The following is a 17787-nucleotide window of genomic DNA, read 5'->3' on the forward strand; positions in this document are numbered from 1 at the left end:
GGGAGAAGAAGAATGATGCGTTTTGTTGTGTTCCTTTGCGCCAGCCTGTTTTTGGCGGGCTGCGCCAGCCATTCTGGCGATGATCTGCAACCCAAGACCGCGAGCAACGTCAACCTCAAGCGTTACCAGGGCACCTGGTATGAGTTGGCTCGCTTGCCGATGTACTTCCAGCGCAACTGCGCGCAGTCCGAAGCCCGCTACACCTTGTTGCCGGATGGCGACATGTCGGTGTTCAATCGCTGCCTGACGCCTGAGTGGAAATGGCAGGAAGCCAAAGGCACGGCCACGCCGCAGGTGCCGGGCAAGACCGACAAGCTCTGGGTAGAATTCGATAACTGGTTTACGTCGTTGTTGCCGGGCGTTGCCAAGGGCGACTACTGGGTGCTGTATGTCAGCGATGACTACAAGACCGCCATCGTCGGTAGCCCGAGCCGGCGTTACATGTGGATTTTGTCGCGTACGCCAACGGTGAGCGCCGATACGCGCGAAGACCTCTTGAGCAGGGCGCGACAACAGGGGTATGACACCACGCGTTTGATCTGGCGCACGTCGGACAAGCAGATGGCGAAGACTTCGCAGTAACTGGATCACCATAATCCAAATGTGGGAGGGGGCAAGCCCCCTCCCACATTTTTAACCGAGTAGGTCTTTCAAGACCTGGGTGAATGCCCGGTTGCTGTCTTGCTCAGCAGCGTGATGGCCGTCGCGAACCACCCACTGGCCGTTGACCAGCACATCCCGCACTTGTCGATCACCGCCAGCGAACAGCCAGCGATTCAGAATGCCGTCCTCTGTCGCTGTCGCCAGGTAAGGGTCGTTGCCGTCCAGCACGATCCAATCCGCGCGCTTGCCCACCTCCAATCGACCAATCGGCTGGCCCAATGCCTGGGCGCCGCCGTCCAATGCGGCATCGAACAGCGTGCGGCCGACCATCGGCTGGTCATTGCGATACAAGCGATTGCGCCGTTGATCGCGCAGGCGCTGGCCGTATTCCAACCAACGCAATTCTTCCACCACGCTCAGTGACACATGGCTGTCGGACCCGATGCCCATGCGCCCGCCCTGGGCCAGAAAATCCACCGCCGGGAAAATCCCGTCGCCCAGGTTGGCTTCGGTGGTCAGGCACAAACCGGCAATCGCCCGGCTCCTGGCCATGCGCGCGACTTCGTCGGCATCGGCGTGAGTGGCGTGCACCAGGCACCAGCGCTCGTCGACGTCCACGTTGTCGTACAGCCACTGCAACGGGCGTTTGCCGCTCCAGGCCAGGCAGTCGTCGACTTCTTTTCGCTGTTCGGCAATGTGGATGTGCACCGGGCACGCCTTATCACTGGCGGCCAGCACGTCCTTGATCTGCTCGGGCGTGACCGCACGCAGGGAGTGGAAACACAGGCCCAGCTGCTGCGCAGGTTGCGCGGCGAGCATCGGCTGCAAACGCGCCTGCAGATCCAGGTAGTTGTCGGTGCTGTTGATAAACCGGCGCTGGCCGTCGTTGGGCGCCTGGCCACCGAACCCCGAATGCGTATAAAGCACCGGCACCAGCGTCAAGCCGATGCCACTGCTGGCGGCGGCCTGGCTGATCTGGCGCGACAGTTCTGTGCGATCGGCATAGGGCTGGCCGCTGACATCGTGATGCACATAGTGAAACTCGGCCACCGAGGTGTAGCCAGCCTTGAGCATCTCGATGTACAGCTGGCGGGCGATGATCTGCAACTGCTCCGGGTTGATCTTGCCGACCATGCGGTACATCAGGTCACGCCAGGTCCAGAAGCTGTCATTGGGGTTACCCGCCACTTCCGCCAACCCCGCCATGGCGCGCTGGAAAGCGTGAGAATGCAGGTTCGGCATGCCGGCCAATACCGGACCACTCAGCCGTTCGGCGCCCACCGCGCTGGCATTGGCCTCAACCTGTGTCAGCACTCCATTGGCACTGACTTCAAGACGTACATCATTGGCCCAGCCATCAGGCAGCAGCGCGCGTTCGGCAAAGAAAGCGGACATGATCAAGGCACCCCGGTCGTGTGTTTATTTGTATATACATATACAGACGTTTGCCTGCTCGGTAAACTCCGGCAATCTATGCATCTTTTCCCCCTGCAAGGATTCCCTGTGCCGACTCCGCCCGCCAAGTCTCCGCTGGCTGCCCACATGGACGAAAGTCCGGCGCCCTTGTATGCCCGCGTCAAACAGATGATCAGCCAGCAGATCCTCAACGGCAACTGGCCGCCCCATTACCGCGTGCCGTCGGAAAGCGAGCTGGTCAGCCAACTGGGCTTCAGCCGCATGACCATCAACCGCGCGCTGCGCGAGCTCACGGCCGAAGGTTTGCTGGTGCGCATGCAGGGCGTCGGTACGTTCGTCGCCGAGCCCAAGAGTCAGTCGGCGCTGTTTGAAGTGCACAACATTGCCGATGAGATCGCCTCCCGCGGCCATCGGCATACGTGCCAGGTCATCACCCTGGGCGAAGAAGCGGCCGGTTCGGAACGTGCCGTCGCGCTGGAAATGCGCGAAGGCGGGCGGGTGTTTCACTCGTTGATCGTGCATTTCGAAAACGACATCCCGGTGCAGATCGAAGACCGTTTCGTCAACGCCCTGGTTGCGCCGGAATACCTGCAACAGGATTTCACCCAGCAAACGCCCTACGCCTACCTCAATCAGGTCGCACCGCTGACTGAGGGCGAGCATGTGGTCGAAGCCATCCTCGCCGATGCTGCCGAATGCAAGCTGTTGCAGATCGAGCCGAGCGAGCCCTGCCTGTTGATCCGCCGACGCACTTGGTCTGGCCGTCAGCCGGTGACGGCCGCGCGCTTGATTCACCCTGGTTCCCGACACAGCCTCGAAGGACGCTTCAGTAAATGAGTTCAGTCAACGTCTGGCGCGCTGCCGACTATGTGCGCATGCCGTGGAAGAACGGCGGCGGCAGTACCGAAGAAATCACCCGTGACGCGGGCACCGGCCTCGATGGTTTCGGCTGGCGCCTGTCGATTGCCGATATCGCCGAGTCGGGTGGATTTTCCACCTTCGCTGGCTACCAGCGCGTGATCACCGTGATCAAGGGCGCGGGCATGGTGTTGACCGTGGACGGTGAGGAGCAGCGCGGTTTGTTACCGCTGCAACCGTTCGCGTTCAAGGGTGACAGTCAGGTGGCGTGCCGCTTGATCACCGGGCCGATCCGCGATTTCAACCTGATCTACTCGCCCCAGCGTTATCACGCGCGGTTGCAGTGGGTGGATGGCGTACAGCGGTTTTTCAGCTCGGCGCACACTGTGCTGGTGTTCAGCGTGGCGGATGAAGTGAAGGTGCTGGACCATGTGCTGGGTCATCACGACTGCCTGCAAGTGGACGGTAACACCGGCCTGCTGGACATCTCGGTGAGTGGCCGCTGCTGTGTGATCGAACTGACCCCGCGCGGTTAAAATGTGGGAGGGGGCTTGCTCCCGATAGCGCTGGATCAGTCAATATATCTTTGACTGGCACACCGCTATCGGGAGCAAGCCCCCTCCCACATTTGTTTTGTGTTGCTCTTGGAATCTGTTTCCAGGCCCCGCACCAAATTGTTACCTAACGCCCCAGCGCGGCGCAAAGCCATGTTGTCGTGACAAACTTCCCTCGCTGCAAAACTCCTTCGTAAGAAATTTCATCACGCCTCGAAGCCTTAATTTCCAAGGCTCCCACGCGCTTTCGAAAAAAATCCAAACCCTCGCTCTGAAAGTTGGCCGCTTGATTGCATATGCTTGTACATACAAGTAAAGATGTGTGCGTAAGAGTCTGCTTCGCACCATCCCTGTTCGCGCATCATGCCGAGGAGTCCAGCTGTGACCGATTTTTCGAAAGCAAGGCCTACAAAATACCGTGACGTCGAAATCCGCGCCGCCCGCGGTAACAAGCTCACCGCCAAAAGCTGGCTGACTGAAGCGCCGCTGCGCATGCTGATGAACAACCTCGACCCGCAAGTGGCCGAGAACCCCAAGGAACTGGTGGTGTACGGCGGTATCGGGCGTGCCGCGCGCAACTGGGAGTGTTATGACCAGATCGTCGAGAGCCTTACGAACCTGAACGACGACGAAACCCTGCTGGTGCAATCCGGCAAGCCGGTCGGCGTGTTCAAGACCCACAGCAATGCCCCGCGTGTGCTGATCGCCAACTCCAACCTGGTGCCGCACTGGGCCAGCTGGGAACACTTCAATGAACTGGATGCCAAGGGCCTGGCCATGTACGGCCAGATGACTGCCGGCAGCTGGATCTACATCGGCAGCCAGGGCATCGTCCAGGGCACTTACGAAACCTTCGTCGAAGCCGGTCGCCAGCATTACGACAGCAACTTGAAAGGCCGTTGGGTCCTCACCGCCGGCCTTGGCGGCATGGGCGGTGCCCAACCTTTGGCCGCGACCCTCGCCGGCGCATGCTCGCTGAACATCGAATGCCAGCAGGTCAGCATCGATTTCCGTTTGAACAGCCGCTATGTCGACGAGCAGGCCACCGACCTTGACGACGCCCTGGCGCGCATCGCCAAGTACACCCAGGAAGGCAAGGCGATCTCCATCGCCCTGCTGGGTAACGCGGCTGAAATTCTGCCGGAACTGGTCAAGCGTGGCGTGCGCCCGGACATGGTCACCGACCAGACCAGCGCCCACGACCCGCTCAACGGCTACCTGCCGGCCGGCTGGACCTGGGACGAGTACCGCGCCCGCGCCAAGACCGAGCCTGCCGCCGTGATCAAGGCCGCCAAACAGTCGATGGCGGTGCACGTCAAAGCCATGCTCGAGTTCCAGAAACAGGGCATCCCGACCTTCGACTACGGTAACAACATCCGCCAGATGGCCCAGGAAGAAGGCGTGGAAAACGCCTTCGATTTCCCAGGCTTCGTACCGGCCTACATCCGCCCGCTGTTCTGCCGGGGTATCGGCCCGTTCCGCTGGGCCGCGCTGTCGGGCGAGCCGCAAGACATCTACAAGACCGACGCCAAAGTCAAAGAACTGATCCCCGACGACGCCCACCTGCACAACTGGTTGGACATGGCCCGCGAGCGCATCAGCTTCCAGGGCTTGCCGGCGCGTATCTGCTGGGTCGGCCTGGGCCAGCGCGCTAAGCTCGGCCTGGCGTTCAACGAGATGGTGCGCAGCGGCGAGTTGTCCGCGCCTGTCGTAATCGGTCGTGATCACCTCGACTCCGGCTCGGTGGCCAGCCCCAACCGTGAAACCGAATCCATGCAGGACGGCTCCGACGCTGTGTCCGACTGGCCGCTGCTCAACGCCTTGCTCAACACCGCGAGCGGCGCGACCTGGGTGTCGTTGCACCACGGCGGCGGCGTCGGCATGGGCTTCTCGCAGCACTCGGGCATGGTGATCGTGTGTGACGGCACCGACGAAGCGGCCGAGCGTATTGCACGGGTGCTGCATAACGACCCGGCTACCGGGGTGATGCGGCATGCGGATGCGGGCTACCAGATTGCGATCGATTGCGCCAAGGAACAGGGCCTCAACCTGCCGATGATCAAGTAACAAGTGTGGGAGGGGGCTTGCTCCCGATGGCGGTGTATCAGCCAAAGAGTCAGTGACTGATCCGCCGCTATCGGGGGCAAGCCCCCTCCCACAGTTGATTGGTGTAGTACATAAAAACAATCCATCAGAGGTTGAACACCCATGGCTGCAAACGACACCACCCCGTTGATCGAAAGGCGTTCGATCGACTACATCCCGGAAGCGGAAAGACATGGTCGTCTATTGAGCCAGTTCACCCTGTGGCTGGGTGCCAACCTGCAGATCACGGCTATCGTCACCGGGGCCCTGGCCGTGGTGCTGGGCGGGGATGTGTTCTGGTCGTTGATCGGTCTGTTGATCGGCCAACTGCTGGGCGGCGGGGTGATGGCGTTGCATGCGGCGCAAGGGCCCAAGCTCGGCCTGCCGCAGATGATTTCCAGCCGGGTGCAGTTCGGCGTATATGGCGCGGCCATCCCGATCGTGCTGGTGTGCCTGATGTACCTGGGTTTCACCGCAACCGGCACGGTACTGTCCGGACAGGCGCTGGGCCAGTTGTTCGGGGTCAGCGACAGCGTCGGCATCCTGATCTTCGCCAGTGTCATCGTGCTGGTCACGGTGCTGGGGTATCGGGTGATCCACTTCATCGGTCGCGTCGCCAGCGTCATTGGCGTGATTGCCTTCGTCTACCTGTTCAGCCGCTTGATGGGCCAGGCCGACATCGGCGCGTTGCTGCAGATCCGCCATTTCAGCTGGAGCAGCTTCTTGCTCGCGGTTTCGCTGGCCGCGTCCTGGCAGATCGCGTTCGGGCCCTATGTGGCGGATTACTCACGTTACCTGCCGAGCAGCACCTCTTCGGTGAAAACCTTCCTGGCGGCTGGCGCAGGCTCGGTCATCGGCGCGCAGGTGGCGATGGTTCTCGGTGTGTTTGCCGCCGCCATGGCCAACGGGCAATTCGCCGGGCACGAAGTGGCTTACATCGTCGGCCTGAGCGGTAGCGGTGCGGCGGCGGCGTTGCTGTACTTCAGTATCGCGTTCGGCAAGGTCACGATTTCCACGCTGAACTCCTACGGCAGTTTCATGTGCATTGCGACCATCATCAGCGGCTTCCAGGGCCACCTGCGGGTATCGCGCCTGCAGCGCCTGCTGTTCGTGCTGGCGATTGTCGGCACGGCCACCCTGATTGCGCTGCTCGGCCAGCACTCGTTCCTGGGCGCGTTCAAGTCGTTCATCCTGTTCCTGCTGGCGTTTTTCACGCCCTGGAGCGCGATCAACCTGGTGGATTACTACTGCATCACCCGCGAGCGTTATGACGTGCCGGCGCTGGCTGACCCCAAAGGTCGCTACGGGCGTTGGAACCCCCTGGGAATCAGCGTTTATGTAGTCGGTGTGCTGGTGCAGCTGCCGTTCATTTCCACCAAGTTCTATACCGGCCCGCTGGTAGAAACCCTGGGTGGGGTGGATATCTCCTGGATCATCGGCCTGGTGTTGCCGGCGGCCCTGTACTACCTGTGCGCGAAAAAATGGCACGGCACGATGCCTGATCAACTGATCCTGCCGGTCGAGCAGGACAGCGTTGCACCCACGCAAACAAGCGGTATCGGTCGCGCTGCGGCGCAGGCCTGACGGGACGTGGACAAGGCAGGATGCCTTTTGACTGCCGTAATCCATTTCATGATTGGGAGCGTCACACAATGAAAATGCATAAGACCCTGCTGACCACGTTGCTTTCTGCGGGCTTGCTGGCAAGCGCCGGTGCCCAGGCGGCCGGCTGGTGTGAATCCGGCAAGCCGGTGAAGTTCGCCGGTCTGAACTGGGAAAGCGGCATGTTGCTCACCGACATCCTGCAAACCGTGCTGGAGAAAGGCTACGACTGCAAAACCGACAGCCTGCCGGGCAACTCCATCACCATGGAAAACGCCCTGAGCAGTAACGACATCCAGGTGTTTGCCGAAGAGTGGGTCGGCCGCAGCGAAGTCTGGAACAAGGCCGAGAAGGCCGGCAAAGTCGTTGGCGTCGGTGCGCCCGTGGTTGGCGCCATCGAAGGCTGGTACGTGCCGCGCTACGTGATCGAAGGCGACGCCAAGCGCAAGCTGGAAGCCAAGGCCCCGGACCTCAAGACGATTGCCGACCTGGCCAAGTACGCTGCGGTGTTCAAGGACCAGGAAGAACCCTCCAAGGGGCGCTTCTACAACTGCCCGGCCGGCTGGACCTGCGAACTGGACAACAGTGAAATGCTCAAAAGCTACGGCCTGGAAAGCACCTACACCAACTTCCGCCCCGGCACCGGTCCGGCGCTGGATGCGGCGGTGCTGTCGAGCTACAAGCGCGGCGAGCCGATCCTGTTCTACTACTGGTCGCCGACGCCGCTGATGGGCCAGGTGGATCTGGTCAAGCTGGAAGAAAAGCCGGGCGTCGATAAAAGCGTGAGCATCAAGGTCGGCCTGTCCAAGGCCTTCCACGAGCAAGCGCCGGAACTGGTGGCCGTGCTGGAAAAGGTCAACCTGCCCATCGACCTGCTGAACCAGAACCTGGGCCGCATGGCCAAGGAGCGGATCGAGTCGCCGAAACTGGCGAAAATTTTCCTCAAGGAACATCCTGAAGTCTGGCACGCCTGGGTGAGCGAAGACGCCGCCAAGAAAATCGACGCGGCCTTGTAGGTCAAGCGTGTCCGGCTACCCTCAGGGGCAGCCGGGCGCCTGGCCTCAACCCACTGGATCGAGAGCACGCTATGTTTCCTGAGAGTTTTACGTTTTCCATTGCCGACTGGGTCAACGGTTGGGTGGATTCGCTGGTCACCAACTACGGCGACGTGTTCCGGCACATTTCCGACACCCTGCTATGGGCCATCGTCAATCTGGAAAGCCTGCTGCGCGCAGCGCCCTGGTGGCTGATGCTGGCCATCGTCGGCGTCATCGCCTGGCATGCCACGCGCAAGGTGGTGACCACGGCCGTGATCGTCGGTTTGCTGTTCCTCGTCGGCGCGGTCGGCCTGTGGGACAAACTGATGCAGACCCTGGCGCTGATGATGGTCGCCACGGTGATTTCGGTGCTGATCGGCATTCCCTTGGGCATTCTTTCCGCGCGCAGCAACCGCTTGCGTTCGGTACTGATGCCGTTGCTCGACATCATGCAAACCATGCCCAGCTTCGTGTACCTGATCCCGGTGCTGATGCTGTTTGGCCTGGGCAAGGTGCCGGCGATTTTCGCCACGGTCATTTACGCCGCACCGCCGCTGATCCGCCTGACGGATCTGGGTATCCGCCAGGTCGACGGCGAAGTCATGGAAGCCATCAACGCCTTCGGCGCCAACCGTTGGCAGCAGTTGTTCGGCGTGCAACTGCCGTTGGCGCTGCCGAGCATCATGGCGGGCATCAACCAGACCACCATGATGGCGTTGTCGATGGTGGTGATCGCCTCGATGATCGGCGCCCGTGGCTTGGGTGAAGACGTACTCGTCGGCATCCAGACCCTCAACGTCGGCCGAGGCCTCGAAGCCGGGCTGGCGATCGTGATTCTCGCCGTGGTCATCGACCGCATTACCCAGGCCTATGGTCGTCCACGGCATGAGGCGAGCAAATGACTACTGTCAGCAAAATCGAAGTCAAGAACGTCTTCAAGATCTTCGGCAACCGCTCCAAAGAAGCGCTGGCGCTGATTGGCCAGGGCAAGACCAAGGATCAGGTGCTGGCCGAGACCGGTTGCGTGGTGGGTGTGAACGACCTGTCCCTGAGCATCGGTACCGGTGAGATCTTTGTGATCATGGGCCTGTCGGGCTCCGGCAAATCCACCCTGGTGCGTCACTTCAACCGCCTGATCGACCCCACCAGCGGCGCGATTTTGGTCGACGGTGAAGACATTCTGCAACTGGACATGGAAGCCCTGCGCCAATTCCGTCGCCACAAGATCAGCATGGTGTTCCAGAGCTTCGGCCTGTTGCCCCACAAGAGCGTGCTCGACAATGTTGCCTATGGCCTCAAGGTGCGCGGCGAAACCAAGCAGGTGTGCGCTGAACGCGCCCTGCACTGGATCGAAACCGTGGGCCTCAAGGGCTATGAAAACAAATACCCGCACCAGCTCTCTGGCGGCATGCGTCAACGTGTCGGCCTGGCCCGCGCCCTGGCGGCTGACACCGACATCATCCTGATGGACGAGGCGTTCAGCGCCCTCGACCCGCTGATCCGCGCCGAGATGCAGGACCAGTTGCTCGAGCTGCAAAAGACCCTGCACAAGACCATCGTATTTATCACCCACGACCTCGACGAGGCGGTGCGCATCGGTAACCGCATTGCGATCCTCAAGGACGGCAAGCTGATTCAGGTCGGCACGCCCAGGGAGATCCTGCATTCGCCGGCGGATGAGTATGTGGACCGGTTCGTTCAGCGGCGGGCGGCGGTGGTCTGATCCGGATTTGGTGGCGCGGCTGCCGGCCTCATCGGGGGCAAGCCCCCTCCCACCTTTGAAATGCATTCCCCTGTGGGAGGGGGCTTGCCCCCGATGAGGCCGGCAAATCTGCACAAGAATTAAAGAAGGTATGAACATGCCCCAGGCAACAAAAATCACCCTCGCCGACACCCCGTTGCGCTGGCAGGACGTCGTCGCCGTCGCCCGCCACGGCGCCGTGCTCGAACTCTCGGGCCACGCCTGGGCGCGTATCGACAATGCCCAGGCCATCGTGCAGCGCATCGTCGCCAGCGGCGAACGCGCCTATGGGGTGAACACCGGCCTGGGCGCGCTGTGCAATGTTTCGCTTGAGGGCGAGCAACTGAGCCAGTTGTCGCGCAACACCTTGCTCAGCCACGCCTGTGGTGTCGGTCCGGTACTGAGCGATGAGCAGACTCGCGCGATCATCTGCGCCGCCATCATCAACTACTCTCACGGCAACTCCGGCCTGCACCCGCAAGTGATGCATGCGCTGCTGGCGCTGCTCAACCAAGGCATCACGCCGCAGGTGCCGTCCCAGGGTTCGGTCGGTTACCTGACCCACATGGCCCATGTCGGCGTGGCGCTGCTCGGGGTCGGCAACGTCAGCTATCGCGGCCAGGTGGTGACCGCACAAGCAGCGCTGGCAGCCGAAGGTTTGCAGCCGGTGGTGCTCGGCGCCAAGGATGGTCTGTGCCTGGTCAACGGTACGCCGTGCATGACCGGCCTGAGCTGCCTGGCCCTGGCCGATGCGCACCACTTGCTGGAATGGGCCGACGTGATCGGCGCCATGAGCTTTGAAGCCCAGCGCGGCCAGATCGACGCGTTCGACGAAGCAATCATCGCCCTCAAGCCGCACCCGGGCATGCAGCACGTCGGCCGCCATCTGCGCGCCTTGCTCGACGGCAGTGAAGTGATCGCCAGCAGCCGCGGCATTCGTACCCAGGACGCCTTGAGCCTGCGCTCGATCCCGCAAATCCACGGCGCGGCGCGCGATCAAGTGGAGCACGCTACCCGCCAGATCGAGACCGAACTCAACAGCGCCACGGATAACCCGCTGCTGCTCGGCACGCCGGGCAACTACCGCGTGGTGTCCCAGGCCAACCCCCACGGGCAGTCCGTGGCCCTGGCCGCCGACATGCTCGCCATCGCCATGGCCGAAATCGGCTCGGTGGCCGAACGTCGCCTGGACCGCCTGATCAACCCGCACGTCAGCGGCCTGCCGGCATTCCTGGTGAGCAAACCGGGGGTCAACTCCGGAATGATGATCGTGCAATACGTCGCCGCGTCCTTGTGCGGGCAAAACCGCCAGTTGGCGCAACCGGCGGTGCTCGACAACTTTGTCACCTCGGGTCTGCAGGAAGACCACTTGAGCATGGGCACCAATGCCGCGCTCAAACTGCATCAGCTACTGGCCAACGTTACCCAGATTCTGGCCATCGAATACCTGCTGGCGGCCCAGGCGTTCGAGTTCCTCAAGGACCAGCGCTTCGGCGCCGGCACCGACCGCGCCTGGCGCTTGCTGCGCGAAGTCGTACCGGCCTACGAAGAGGACCGCTGGCTGGCGCCGGACATCGCGGCGGCCGCCCACCTGCTCAAACACACCGCATTACCGAATGTGCACTGAACACCTATTCAAGAAGAACAATTCACAAGGAGAACGAATGTGACTGCGCTAAACCTGATTCCAGGCCAACTGAGCCTTGCCCAACTGCGGGCCATCTACCAGCAGCCGGTAACCCTCAGCCTGGATGACAGCGCCACTGCCCAAATCGACGCCAGTGTGGCCTGTGTGGAGCAGATTCTCGCCGAGAACCGCACCGCCTATGGCATCAACACCGGTTTCGGCCTGCTGGCCTCGACCCGCATCGCCAGTGAAGACCTGGAAAACCTCCAGCGTTCCCTGGTGCTGTCCCACGCTGCCGGCGTGGGTGAGCCGATCAGCGATGCGCTGGTGCGGCTGGTCATGGTGCTCAAGGTCAACAGCTTGAGCCGTGGGTTCTCCGGGATTCGTCGACAGGTGATCGACGCGCTGATCGCGTTGATCAACGCCGAGGTTTATCCACATATTCCGCTCAAGGGCTCGGTCGGTGCCTCCGGTGACCTGGCGCCGCTGGCCCATATGTCCCTGGTGCTGCTCGGCGAAGGCAAGGCGCGTTACCAGGGCGAATGGCTTTCGGCCACCGACGCATTGAAAATCGCCGGCCTCACGCCGCTGACCCTGGCCGCCAAAGAAGGCCTGGCCCTGCTCAACGGCACCCAGGTGTCCACTGCCTACGCCTTGCGCGGCCTGTTCGAGGGCGAAGACCTGTTCGCCGGCGCGTTGGTCTGCGGCGGCCTGACCGTGGAAGCGGTGCTTGGCTCGCGCTCGCCCTTCGACGCGCGTATTCATGCCGCGCGCGGCCAGCGTGGGCAGATCGATGCGGCGGCGGCCTATCGTGACCTGCTCGGCGAAAGCAGCCAGGTGTCCCAGTCGCACCAGAACTGCGACAAGGTGCAAGACCCGTATTCCCTGCGTTGCCAGCCACAAGTGATGGGCGCCTGCCTGACCCAGTTCCGCCAGGCTGCCGACGTGTTGGTCGTCGAAGCCAACGCCGTGTCGGACAACCCGCTGGTGTTTGCCGCAGAAGGCGATGTGATTTCCGGCGGTAACTTTCACGCCGAGCCGGTGGCCATGGCCGCTGACAACATGGCCCTGGCCATCGCCGAAATCGGCTCCCTCAGTGAGCGGCGTACCTCGTTGATGATGGACAAGCACATGTCGCAATTGCCGCCGTTCCTGGTGGGCAATGGCGGGGTCAACTCCGGTTTCATGATCGCCCAGGTCACGGCTGCGGCCCTTGCCAGCGAGAACAAGGCGTTGGCCCATCCCCATAGCGTCGACAGCCTGCCGACGTCGGCCAACCAGGAAGACCACGTGTCCATGGCCCCGGCTGCGGGCAAGCGTCTGTGGGAAATGGCCGAGAACACCCGTGGCATTCTGGCTGTTGAGTGGCTCGCCGCCTGCCAGGGCCTGGATCTGCGCGACGGCTTGAAAACCTCGCCAACACTGGAAAAAGCCCGTGGCCTGTTGCGTGACAAAGTGGCGTTCTACGACAAGGACCGCTTCTTCGCCCCGGACATCATCGCCGCCAGCGAACTGCTCGCCAGCCGCTGCCTGAATGAACTGGTGCCGGCCAAGTTGTTGCCGAGCCTGTAATCCACCGATCGTTCCCGCGCTCTGCGTGGGAATGCCGCCCTGGACGCTTTGCGTCCGCTTTTAGAGTTGTGCATTCCCACGCAGAGCGTGGGAACGATCTTCTCCTCATAAGAATGTCTCATCGATAACTGAGGGAGGCGTTGATGAAAATCCTTTGGCAACACTGCCACATCGCGACTATGGCTCATGGCAAATACTCGATCATCGAGGACGCCGCCATGGTCACCGCACATTCGCTCATCGAGTGGATCGGCCCGCGCAGCCAAGTGCCGACGGCGGATTACGCCCAGGTCCACGACCTGCAAGGCGCGTGGGTCACCCCCGGGTTGATCGACTGCCATACCCACACGGTGTTTGGCGGTAACCGCAGCGGCGAATTCGAGCAGCGCCTTCAGGGCGTGAGTTACGCCGAGATCGCGGCCAAGGGCGGCGGTATCGCCAGCACCGTGCGCGCTACCCGTGCGGCGACGGAAGATGAGTTGTTCGTCAGCGCGGAAAAACGCCTGCGCAGTCTGTTGCGCGACGGTGTGACCACGGTGGAGATCAAGTCCGGCTACGGCCTGGACCTGGCCAACGAACGCAAGATGCTGCGTGTGGCGCGACGCCTTGGGCAAGCGCTGCCGGTGAGCGTGCGCGCCACCTGCCTGGCGGCCCACGCGTTGCCGCCGGAATACAAAGACCGCGCCGATGACTACATCGAGCACATCTGCAACGACATGCTGCCGGCCCTGGCGGCCGAAGGGCTGGTGGACGCGGTGGATGCCTTCTGTGAATACCTGGCGTTTTCCACCGAGCAGGTGGAGCGTGTGTTCAAAGTGGCCCAGCAACTCGGCCTGCCGGTGAAATTGCACGCCGAGCAACTGTCTTCCCTGCACGGCTCCAGCCTGGCGGCGCGCTATCAGGCGTTGTCGGCGGATCACCTGGAATTCATGACCGAAGAGGATGCCATCGCCATGGCTGCTGCCGGCACGGTCGCCGTGTTGTTGCCGGGCGCGTTCTACTTCCTGCGTGAAACCCAGTTGCCGCCCATGGAGGCCTTGCGCAAACACGGCGTGAAGATTGCGATTGCCAGCGACCTCAACCCCGGCACCTCACCGGCACTGTCGGTGCGCCTGATGCTGAACATGGCCTGCACCCTGTTCCGCATGACCCCGGAAGAAGCCCTGGCCGGCGCCACGCAGCATGCGGCCAGCGCGCTGGGCATGGGCGATACCCATGGTTCCCTGGAAGTGGGCAAGGTCGCGGATTTTGTCGCCTGGCAGATCGATCGCCCCGCCGACCTGGCCTATTGGCTGGGTGGCGAACTGGATAAACGCGTCGTACGCCATGGCGTCGACGTCACTGTATAAGGAGCACTGTTGTGGATAAGGTTCTGAACTTCAAACAAGGCCGTGTGCCGCTGCTGATCAGCATGCCCCACGCTGGCCTGCGCCTGACGCCTGCGGTGGAAGCCGGGTTGATCCCCGAAGCGCAAAGCCTGCCGGACACCGACTGGCACATCCCCACGCTGTATGACTTTGCCGATGAACTCGGCGCCAGCACCTTGTCGGCCGAGTATTCGCGGTTCGTCATCGACTTGAACCGGCCGTCCGATAACAAGCCGCTCTACGCCGGCGCTACCACCGGCTTGTATCCAGAGACGCTGTTCGATGGCGTGCCGTTGTTCCGCGAAGGGCAAACACCCTCCGAGACCGAGCGCGCTACCTATCTGCAAAAGATCTGGGGCCCGTATCACCGCACGCTGCAAGAGGAGCTCGCCCGCCTAAAGGCCGAGTTCGGTTATGCGCTGCTGTTCGATGCACACTCGATCCGCTCGGTGATCCCGCACCTGTTCGACGGCAAATTGCCGGACTTCAACCTCGGCACCTTCAACGGCGCCGCATGCGATTCGCAATTGGCCCGCCAGCTCGAAGCCATCTGCGCCAATCACCCGCAATACACCCATGTGCTGAACGGGCGCTTCAAGGGCGGCCATATCACCCGGCACTACGGCGACCCGGCGCGGGATATTCATGCGGTGCAGTTGGAGTTGTGCCAGAGCACCTATATGGAAGAGGCCGAGCCGTTCCGCTATCGCGAGGACTTGGCCACGCCGACGCGGGTGGTATTGAAGCAGTTGCTGGAGGGTGTTTTGGCTTGGGGTGCCCAACACTACTGTTGAGTGTCGGTAAGCAACAGGTGCGATTTCTGAAGATAAGAAGTCGCACCTTAAATTTTCTCTTTTTCAAATGGTATGTGGGCCCTTATTGAATATGTGAAAGTAGCCGTTTACTTTGAATATTTGTTCGTTGTCGTCGATGGCGGAAAAGCCAAAGCTACCTTCCACTTGTTTGTTGTCTTCGCTCCAAGCGTATTTTATGGCACCTCCGGTGCCAAGGTAATCTACGATGGTGTCGATCTTTTTTTGAGGATCGGGAATTTTATCCACGATTTTGAAATAGCTCGCACTGTTTTGTAACAGGTCCGGTGGGGTTAAACCTCCAACCAGGTCGACTTCGCCCTTCAAAGAGCTTTTTGGCAAATATATGTGAATTCCGTTTACTTCCGGGCTTCCCGTGGTCTCGTTGACGGTGTCTTGAAAAGCCATGATTGTCCAGCATGGGATTCCAGTAATATCTGTGCTGGATACAATGTTGATTTTATTGGCGACAAAGTTGAAGTCTTTGTTTGCATACTCTACAAGGGCTTTGAATTGTTCGGATGGGAATGTTGAATAAGTCATGATCAGTTCACCCTGTTGATCTTGATGTCCGAAGGTAGTGCTGTTTCATTTTGATTTAAGACCGAAGAGGAAGGTGCGTCTGCTGTTAAAGTTGACAGTTTTTTATATGACTTAGTTATCGGTTATATAATTTTTATTCGGGTTTTACCGTGATGGGTAATGGAGGGGAATATCGTAGCCATGTCATGGCGGTCAAGTAGGTCGACGTCTTCGATACGCCCAGTCGTGGCGCGCGATCACCCGCATCGCCGTGCGCAGGACTGAGCCCTGCGGTGACAGCGGGGCGACTCAGAGCGTGGGAACGATCAATGCGCGCTCAAGGGCATGCTCATTGCACAATTCGGGTTTATGATGCCAGACGGCAAAAATAATAGACGTCCCCCCAGGGATGAACCCGACACCCTACGGAGCGCGCAATGCAGACTTGGTACCCGCAGATCAAACCCTATGCCCGGCACGATCTGGCAGTCGATGATGTTCACACCCTGTACGTCGATGAAAGCGGCTCCCCCGAAGGGCTGCCCGTGGTTTTCATCCATGGCGGCCCAGGCTCCGGTTGTGATGCGCAGAGCCGGTGCTACTTCGATCCGAACCTGTACCGCATCGTCACCTTCGACCAGCGTGGCTGCGGCCGCTCCACCCCGCGCGCGAGTCTGGAAAACAACACCACCTGGGACCTGGTCGCCGACCTTGAGCGCATCCGCGAGCACCTGGGCATCGACAAATGGGTGCTGTTCGGTGGTTCCTGGGGTTCGACGCTGTCCCTGGCCTACGCGCAAACCCATCCCGAGCGCGTGCATGGCCTGATCGTGCGCGGCATTTTCCTCGCGCGCCCACAGGACATCGAATGGTTCTACCAGGCCGGTGCGAGCCGCCTGTTCCCGGACTACTGGCAGGACTACCTCGCGCCGATTCCTGTCGATGAGCGTCACGACATGATCGCGGCCTACCACAGGCGCCTGACCGGCAACGACCAGATCGCCCAGATGCACGCGGCCAAGGCCTGGTCCGGTTGGGAAGGGCGCATGCTGGGCCTGTGCCCGAGCCCGCAGCATGTCGAGCGCTTCTCCGAGCCGCAGCGTGCCTTGTCCATTGCCCGCATCGAATGCCATTACTTCACCAACAACTCCTTTCTGGAGCCCAACCAGCTGATTCGCGACATGCACAAGATTGCCCATCTGCCTGGCGTCATCATCCATGGCCGCTACGATATGATCTGTACGCTGGATAACGCCTGGGAGCTGCATCAGGCCTGGCCGAACAGCGAACTGCAGGTCATCCGCGAAGCGGGGCATGCCGCGTCCGAGCCGGGCATTACCGATGCGCTGGTACGCGCAACCGGCGAAATGGCACGGCGCCTGCTTGATTTACCGCCTGAAGAAGCATGAAGGGCCTGTTGCAACGGGTGCGAGGCGCCCGGGTCGAGGTTGCCGGCGAAGTCGTCGGGGCGATTGAACAGGGTTTGCTGGTGCTGGTGGCCGTCGAACCTTCAGATACCCCCGAGAGCGCCGATAAACTGCTGCATAAGATGCTTAACTATCGGGTGTTCAGCGACGACGAGGGCAAGATGAACCTGTCGCTGAAGGACATCGGCGGCGGTTTGCTGCTGGTGTCGCAGTTCACCCTGGCGGCGGACACCAAAAGCGGGCTGCGGCCAAGCTTCTCCACAGCGGCCCCACCGGCGCTGGGAGCGGCGCTGTTTGATCACTTGTTGTTACAAGCGCAACAATTGCATGGCAAGGTGGCGTCAGGGCGTTTTGGCGCGGATATGCAGGTGCATCTGGTCAATGATGGCCCTGTGACCTTCCTCTTACAGACCTGAATGTATGAAAAACGACGTTAATGCCTAAAAACGCAGGGTTTCGCTACAAATACTTCGTTGTCCCTGATGCGTTGTCTCGCGGGCTACTAGATAATCGCGCGCTACGGGGATCAGCGTTGTTTGGTCCATTTTTGACTTAGGTAGAGAC

Annotated in this window: 16 protein-coding genes; 14 read left to right on the top strand and 2 right to left on the bottom strand. The window is 61.1% G+C overall.

What is annotated here, in order from left to right; all coding sequences use genetic code 11:
* Positions 1 to 12: 12 nt before the first annotated feature.
* The gene (locus C4J92_RS02085) at positions 13 to 582 is read left to right on the top strand and encodes a lipocalin family protein (RefSeq protein WP_124360872.1); all 570 of its coding nucleotides are present in this window, start codon (positions 13 to 15) and stop codon (positions 580 to 582) included.
* A 51-nt stretch (positions 583 to 633) separates the two neighbouring features.
* Here C4J92_RS02085 and C4J92_RS02090 read toward each other — a convergent pair whose 3' ends face one another.
* Positions 634 to 1998 carry a formimidoylglutamate deiminase gene (locus C4J92_RS02090; protein WP_124402796.1) on the bottom strand — a complete coding sequence of 455 codons (1365 nt, stop codon included), beginning with the start codon at positions 1996 to 1998 and terminating at the stop codon, positions 634 to 636.
* A gap of 78 nt (positions 1999 to 2076) precedes the next feature.
* Between C4J92_RS02090 and hutC the strand changes: the two genes are divergently transcribed.
* From hutC to hutG, 11 genes are all read left to right on the top strand, one after another.
* Positions 2077 to 2856: a histidine utilization repressor gene (gene hutC / locus C4J92_RS02095; RefSeq protein ID WP_177412738.1), complete on the top strand. Its 780-nt coding sequence runs from the start codon at positions 2077 to 2079 to the stop codon at positions 2854 to 2856.
* The gene (locus C4J92_RS02100) at positions 2853 to 3413 is read left to right on the top strand and encodes a HutD family protein (protein ID WP_124402797.1); all 561 of its coding nucleotides are present in this window, start codon (positions 2853 to 2855) and stop codon (positions 3411 to 3413) included. The genes hutC and C4J92_RS02100 overlap by 4 nt, the downstream gene beginning before the upstream one ends.
* A 381-nt stretch (positions 3414 to 3794) precedes the next feature.
* Positions 3795 to 5498, top strand: a complete 1704-nt coding sequence (gene hutU, locus C4J92_RS02105; protein ID WP_124402798.1) for a urocanate hydratase — start codon at positions 3795 to 3797, stop codon at positions 5496 to 5498.
* A gap of 141 nt (positions 5499 to 5639) precedes the next feature.
* The gene (locus C4J92_RS02110; protein ID WP_124402799.1) at positions 5640 to 7100 is read left to right on the top strand and encodes a cytosine permease; all 1461 of its coding nucleotides are present in this window, start codon (positions 5640 to 5642) and stop codon (positions 7098 to 7100) included.
* A 68-nt stretch (positions 7101 to 7168) separates the two neighbouring features.
* Positions 7169 to 8134, top strand: coding sequence for an ABC transporter substrate-binding protein (locus C4J92_RS02115; RefSeq protein ID WP_124402800.1), 966 nt, complete (start codon positions 7169 to 7171; stop codon positions 8132 to 8134).
* 71 nt (positions 8135 to 8205) lie between these two features.
* Entirely contained in the window at positions 8206 to 9057 is an 852-nt protein-coding gene (locus C4J92_RS02120; protein WP_124360879.1) for a proline/glycine betaine ABC transporter permease, read from the top strand.
* Positions 9054 to 9878 (top strand): glycine betaine/L-proline ABC transporter ATP-binding protein, encoded by an 825-nt coding sequence (locus tag C4J92_RS02125; RefSeq protein WP_124360880.1) that lies wholly within the window; start codon positions 9054 to 9056, stop codon positions 9876 to 9878. Before C4J92_RS02120 ends, C4J92_RS02125 begins: the two co-directional genes overlap by 4 nt.
* 136 nt (positions 9879 to 10014) lie before the next feature.
* Positions 10015 to 11523, top strand: coding sequence for a histidine ammonia-lyase (hutH, locus tag C4J92_RS02130; protein ID WP_124402801.1), 1509 nt, complete (start codon positions 10015 to 10017; stop codon positions 11521 to 11523).
* Between the two features lie 39 nt (positions 11524 to 11562).
* The gene (hutH, locus tag C4J92_RS02135; protein WP_124402802.1) at positions 11563 to 13095 is read left to right on the top strand and encodes a histidine ammonia-lyase; all 1533 of its coding nucleotides are present in this window, start codon (positions 11563 to 11565) and stop codon (positions 13093 to 13095) included.
* A 143-nt stretch (positions 13096 to 13238) separates the two neighbouring features.
* A complete protein-coding gene (hutI, locus tag C4J92_RS02140; protein WP_124402803.1) occupies positions 13239 to 14444 on the top strand; it encodes an imidazolonepropionase in 1206 nt (401 codons plus the stop codon).
* 11 nt (positions 14445 to 14455) lie between these two features.
* A complete protein-coding gene (gene hutG, locus C4J92_RS02145) occupies positions 14456 to 15256 on the top strand; it encodes an N-formylglutamate deformylase (RefSeq protein WP_124402804.1) in 801 nt (266 codons plus the stop codon).
* A gap of 63 nt (positions 15257 to 15319) precedes the next feature.
* Here hutG and C4J92_RS02150 read toward each other — a convergent pair whose 3' ends face one another.
* The gene (locus tag C4J92_RS02150) at positions 15320 to 15817 is read right to left on the bottom strand and encodes a hypothetical protein (RefSeq protein WP_124402805.1); all 498 of its coding nucleotides are present in this window, start codon (positions 15815 to 15817) and stop codon (positions 15320 to 15322) included.
* Between the two features lie 416 nt (positions 15818 to 16233).
* Between C4J92_RS02150 and pip the strand changes: the two genes are divergently transcribed.
* Together pip and dtd are read left to right on the top strand one after the other, a co-directional pair.
* Positions 16234 to 17205: a prolyl aminopeptidase gene (pip, locus tag C4J92_RS02155; protein WP_124402806.1), complete on the top strand. Its 972-nt coding sequence runs from the start codon at positions 16234 to 16236 to the stop codon at positions 17203 to 17205.
* Positions 17202 to 17639, top strand: coding sequence for a D-aminoacyl-tRNA deacylase (dtd, locus tag C4J92_RS02160; protein ID WP_124402807.1), 438 nt, complete (start codon positions 17202 to 17204; stop codon positions 17637 to 17639). The genes pip and dtd overlap by 4 nt, the downstream gene beginning before the upstream one ends.
* Positions 17640 to 17787 lie beyond the last annotated feature (148 nt).

This window comes from Pseudomonas sp. R3-18-08 (assembly GCF_003852065.1).
Lineage (GTDB): Bacteria > Pseudomonadota > Gammaproteobacteria > Pseudomonadales > Pseudomonadaceae > Aquipseudomonas.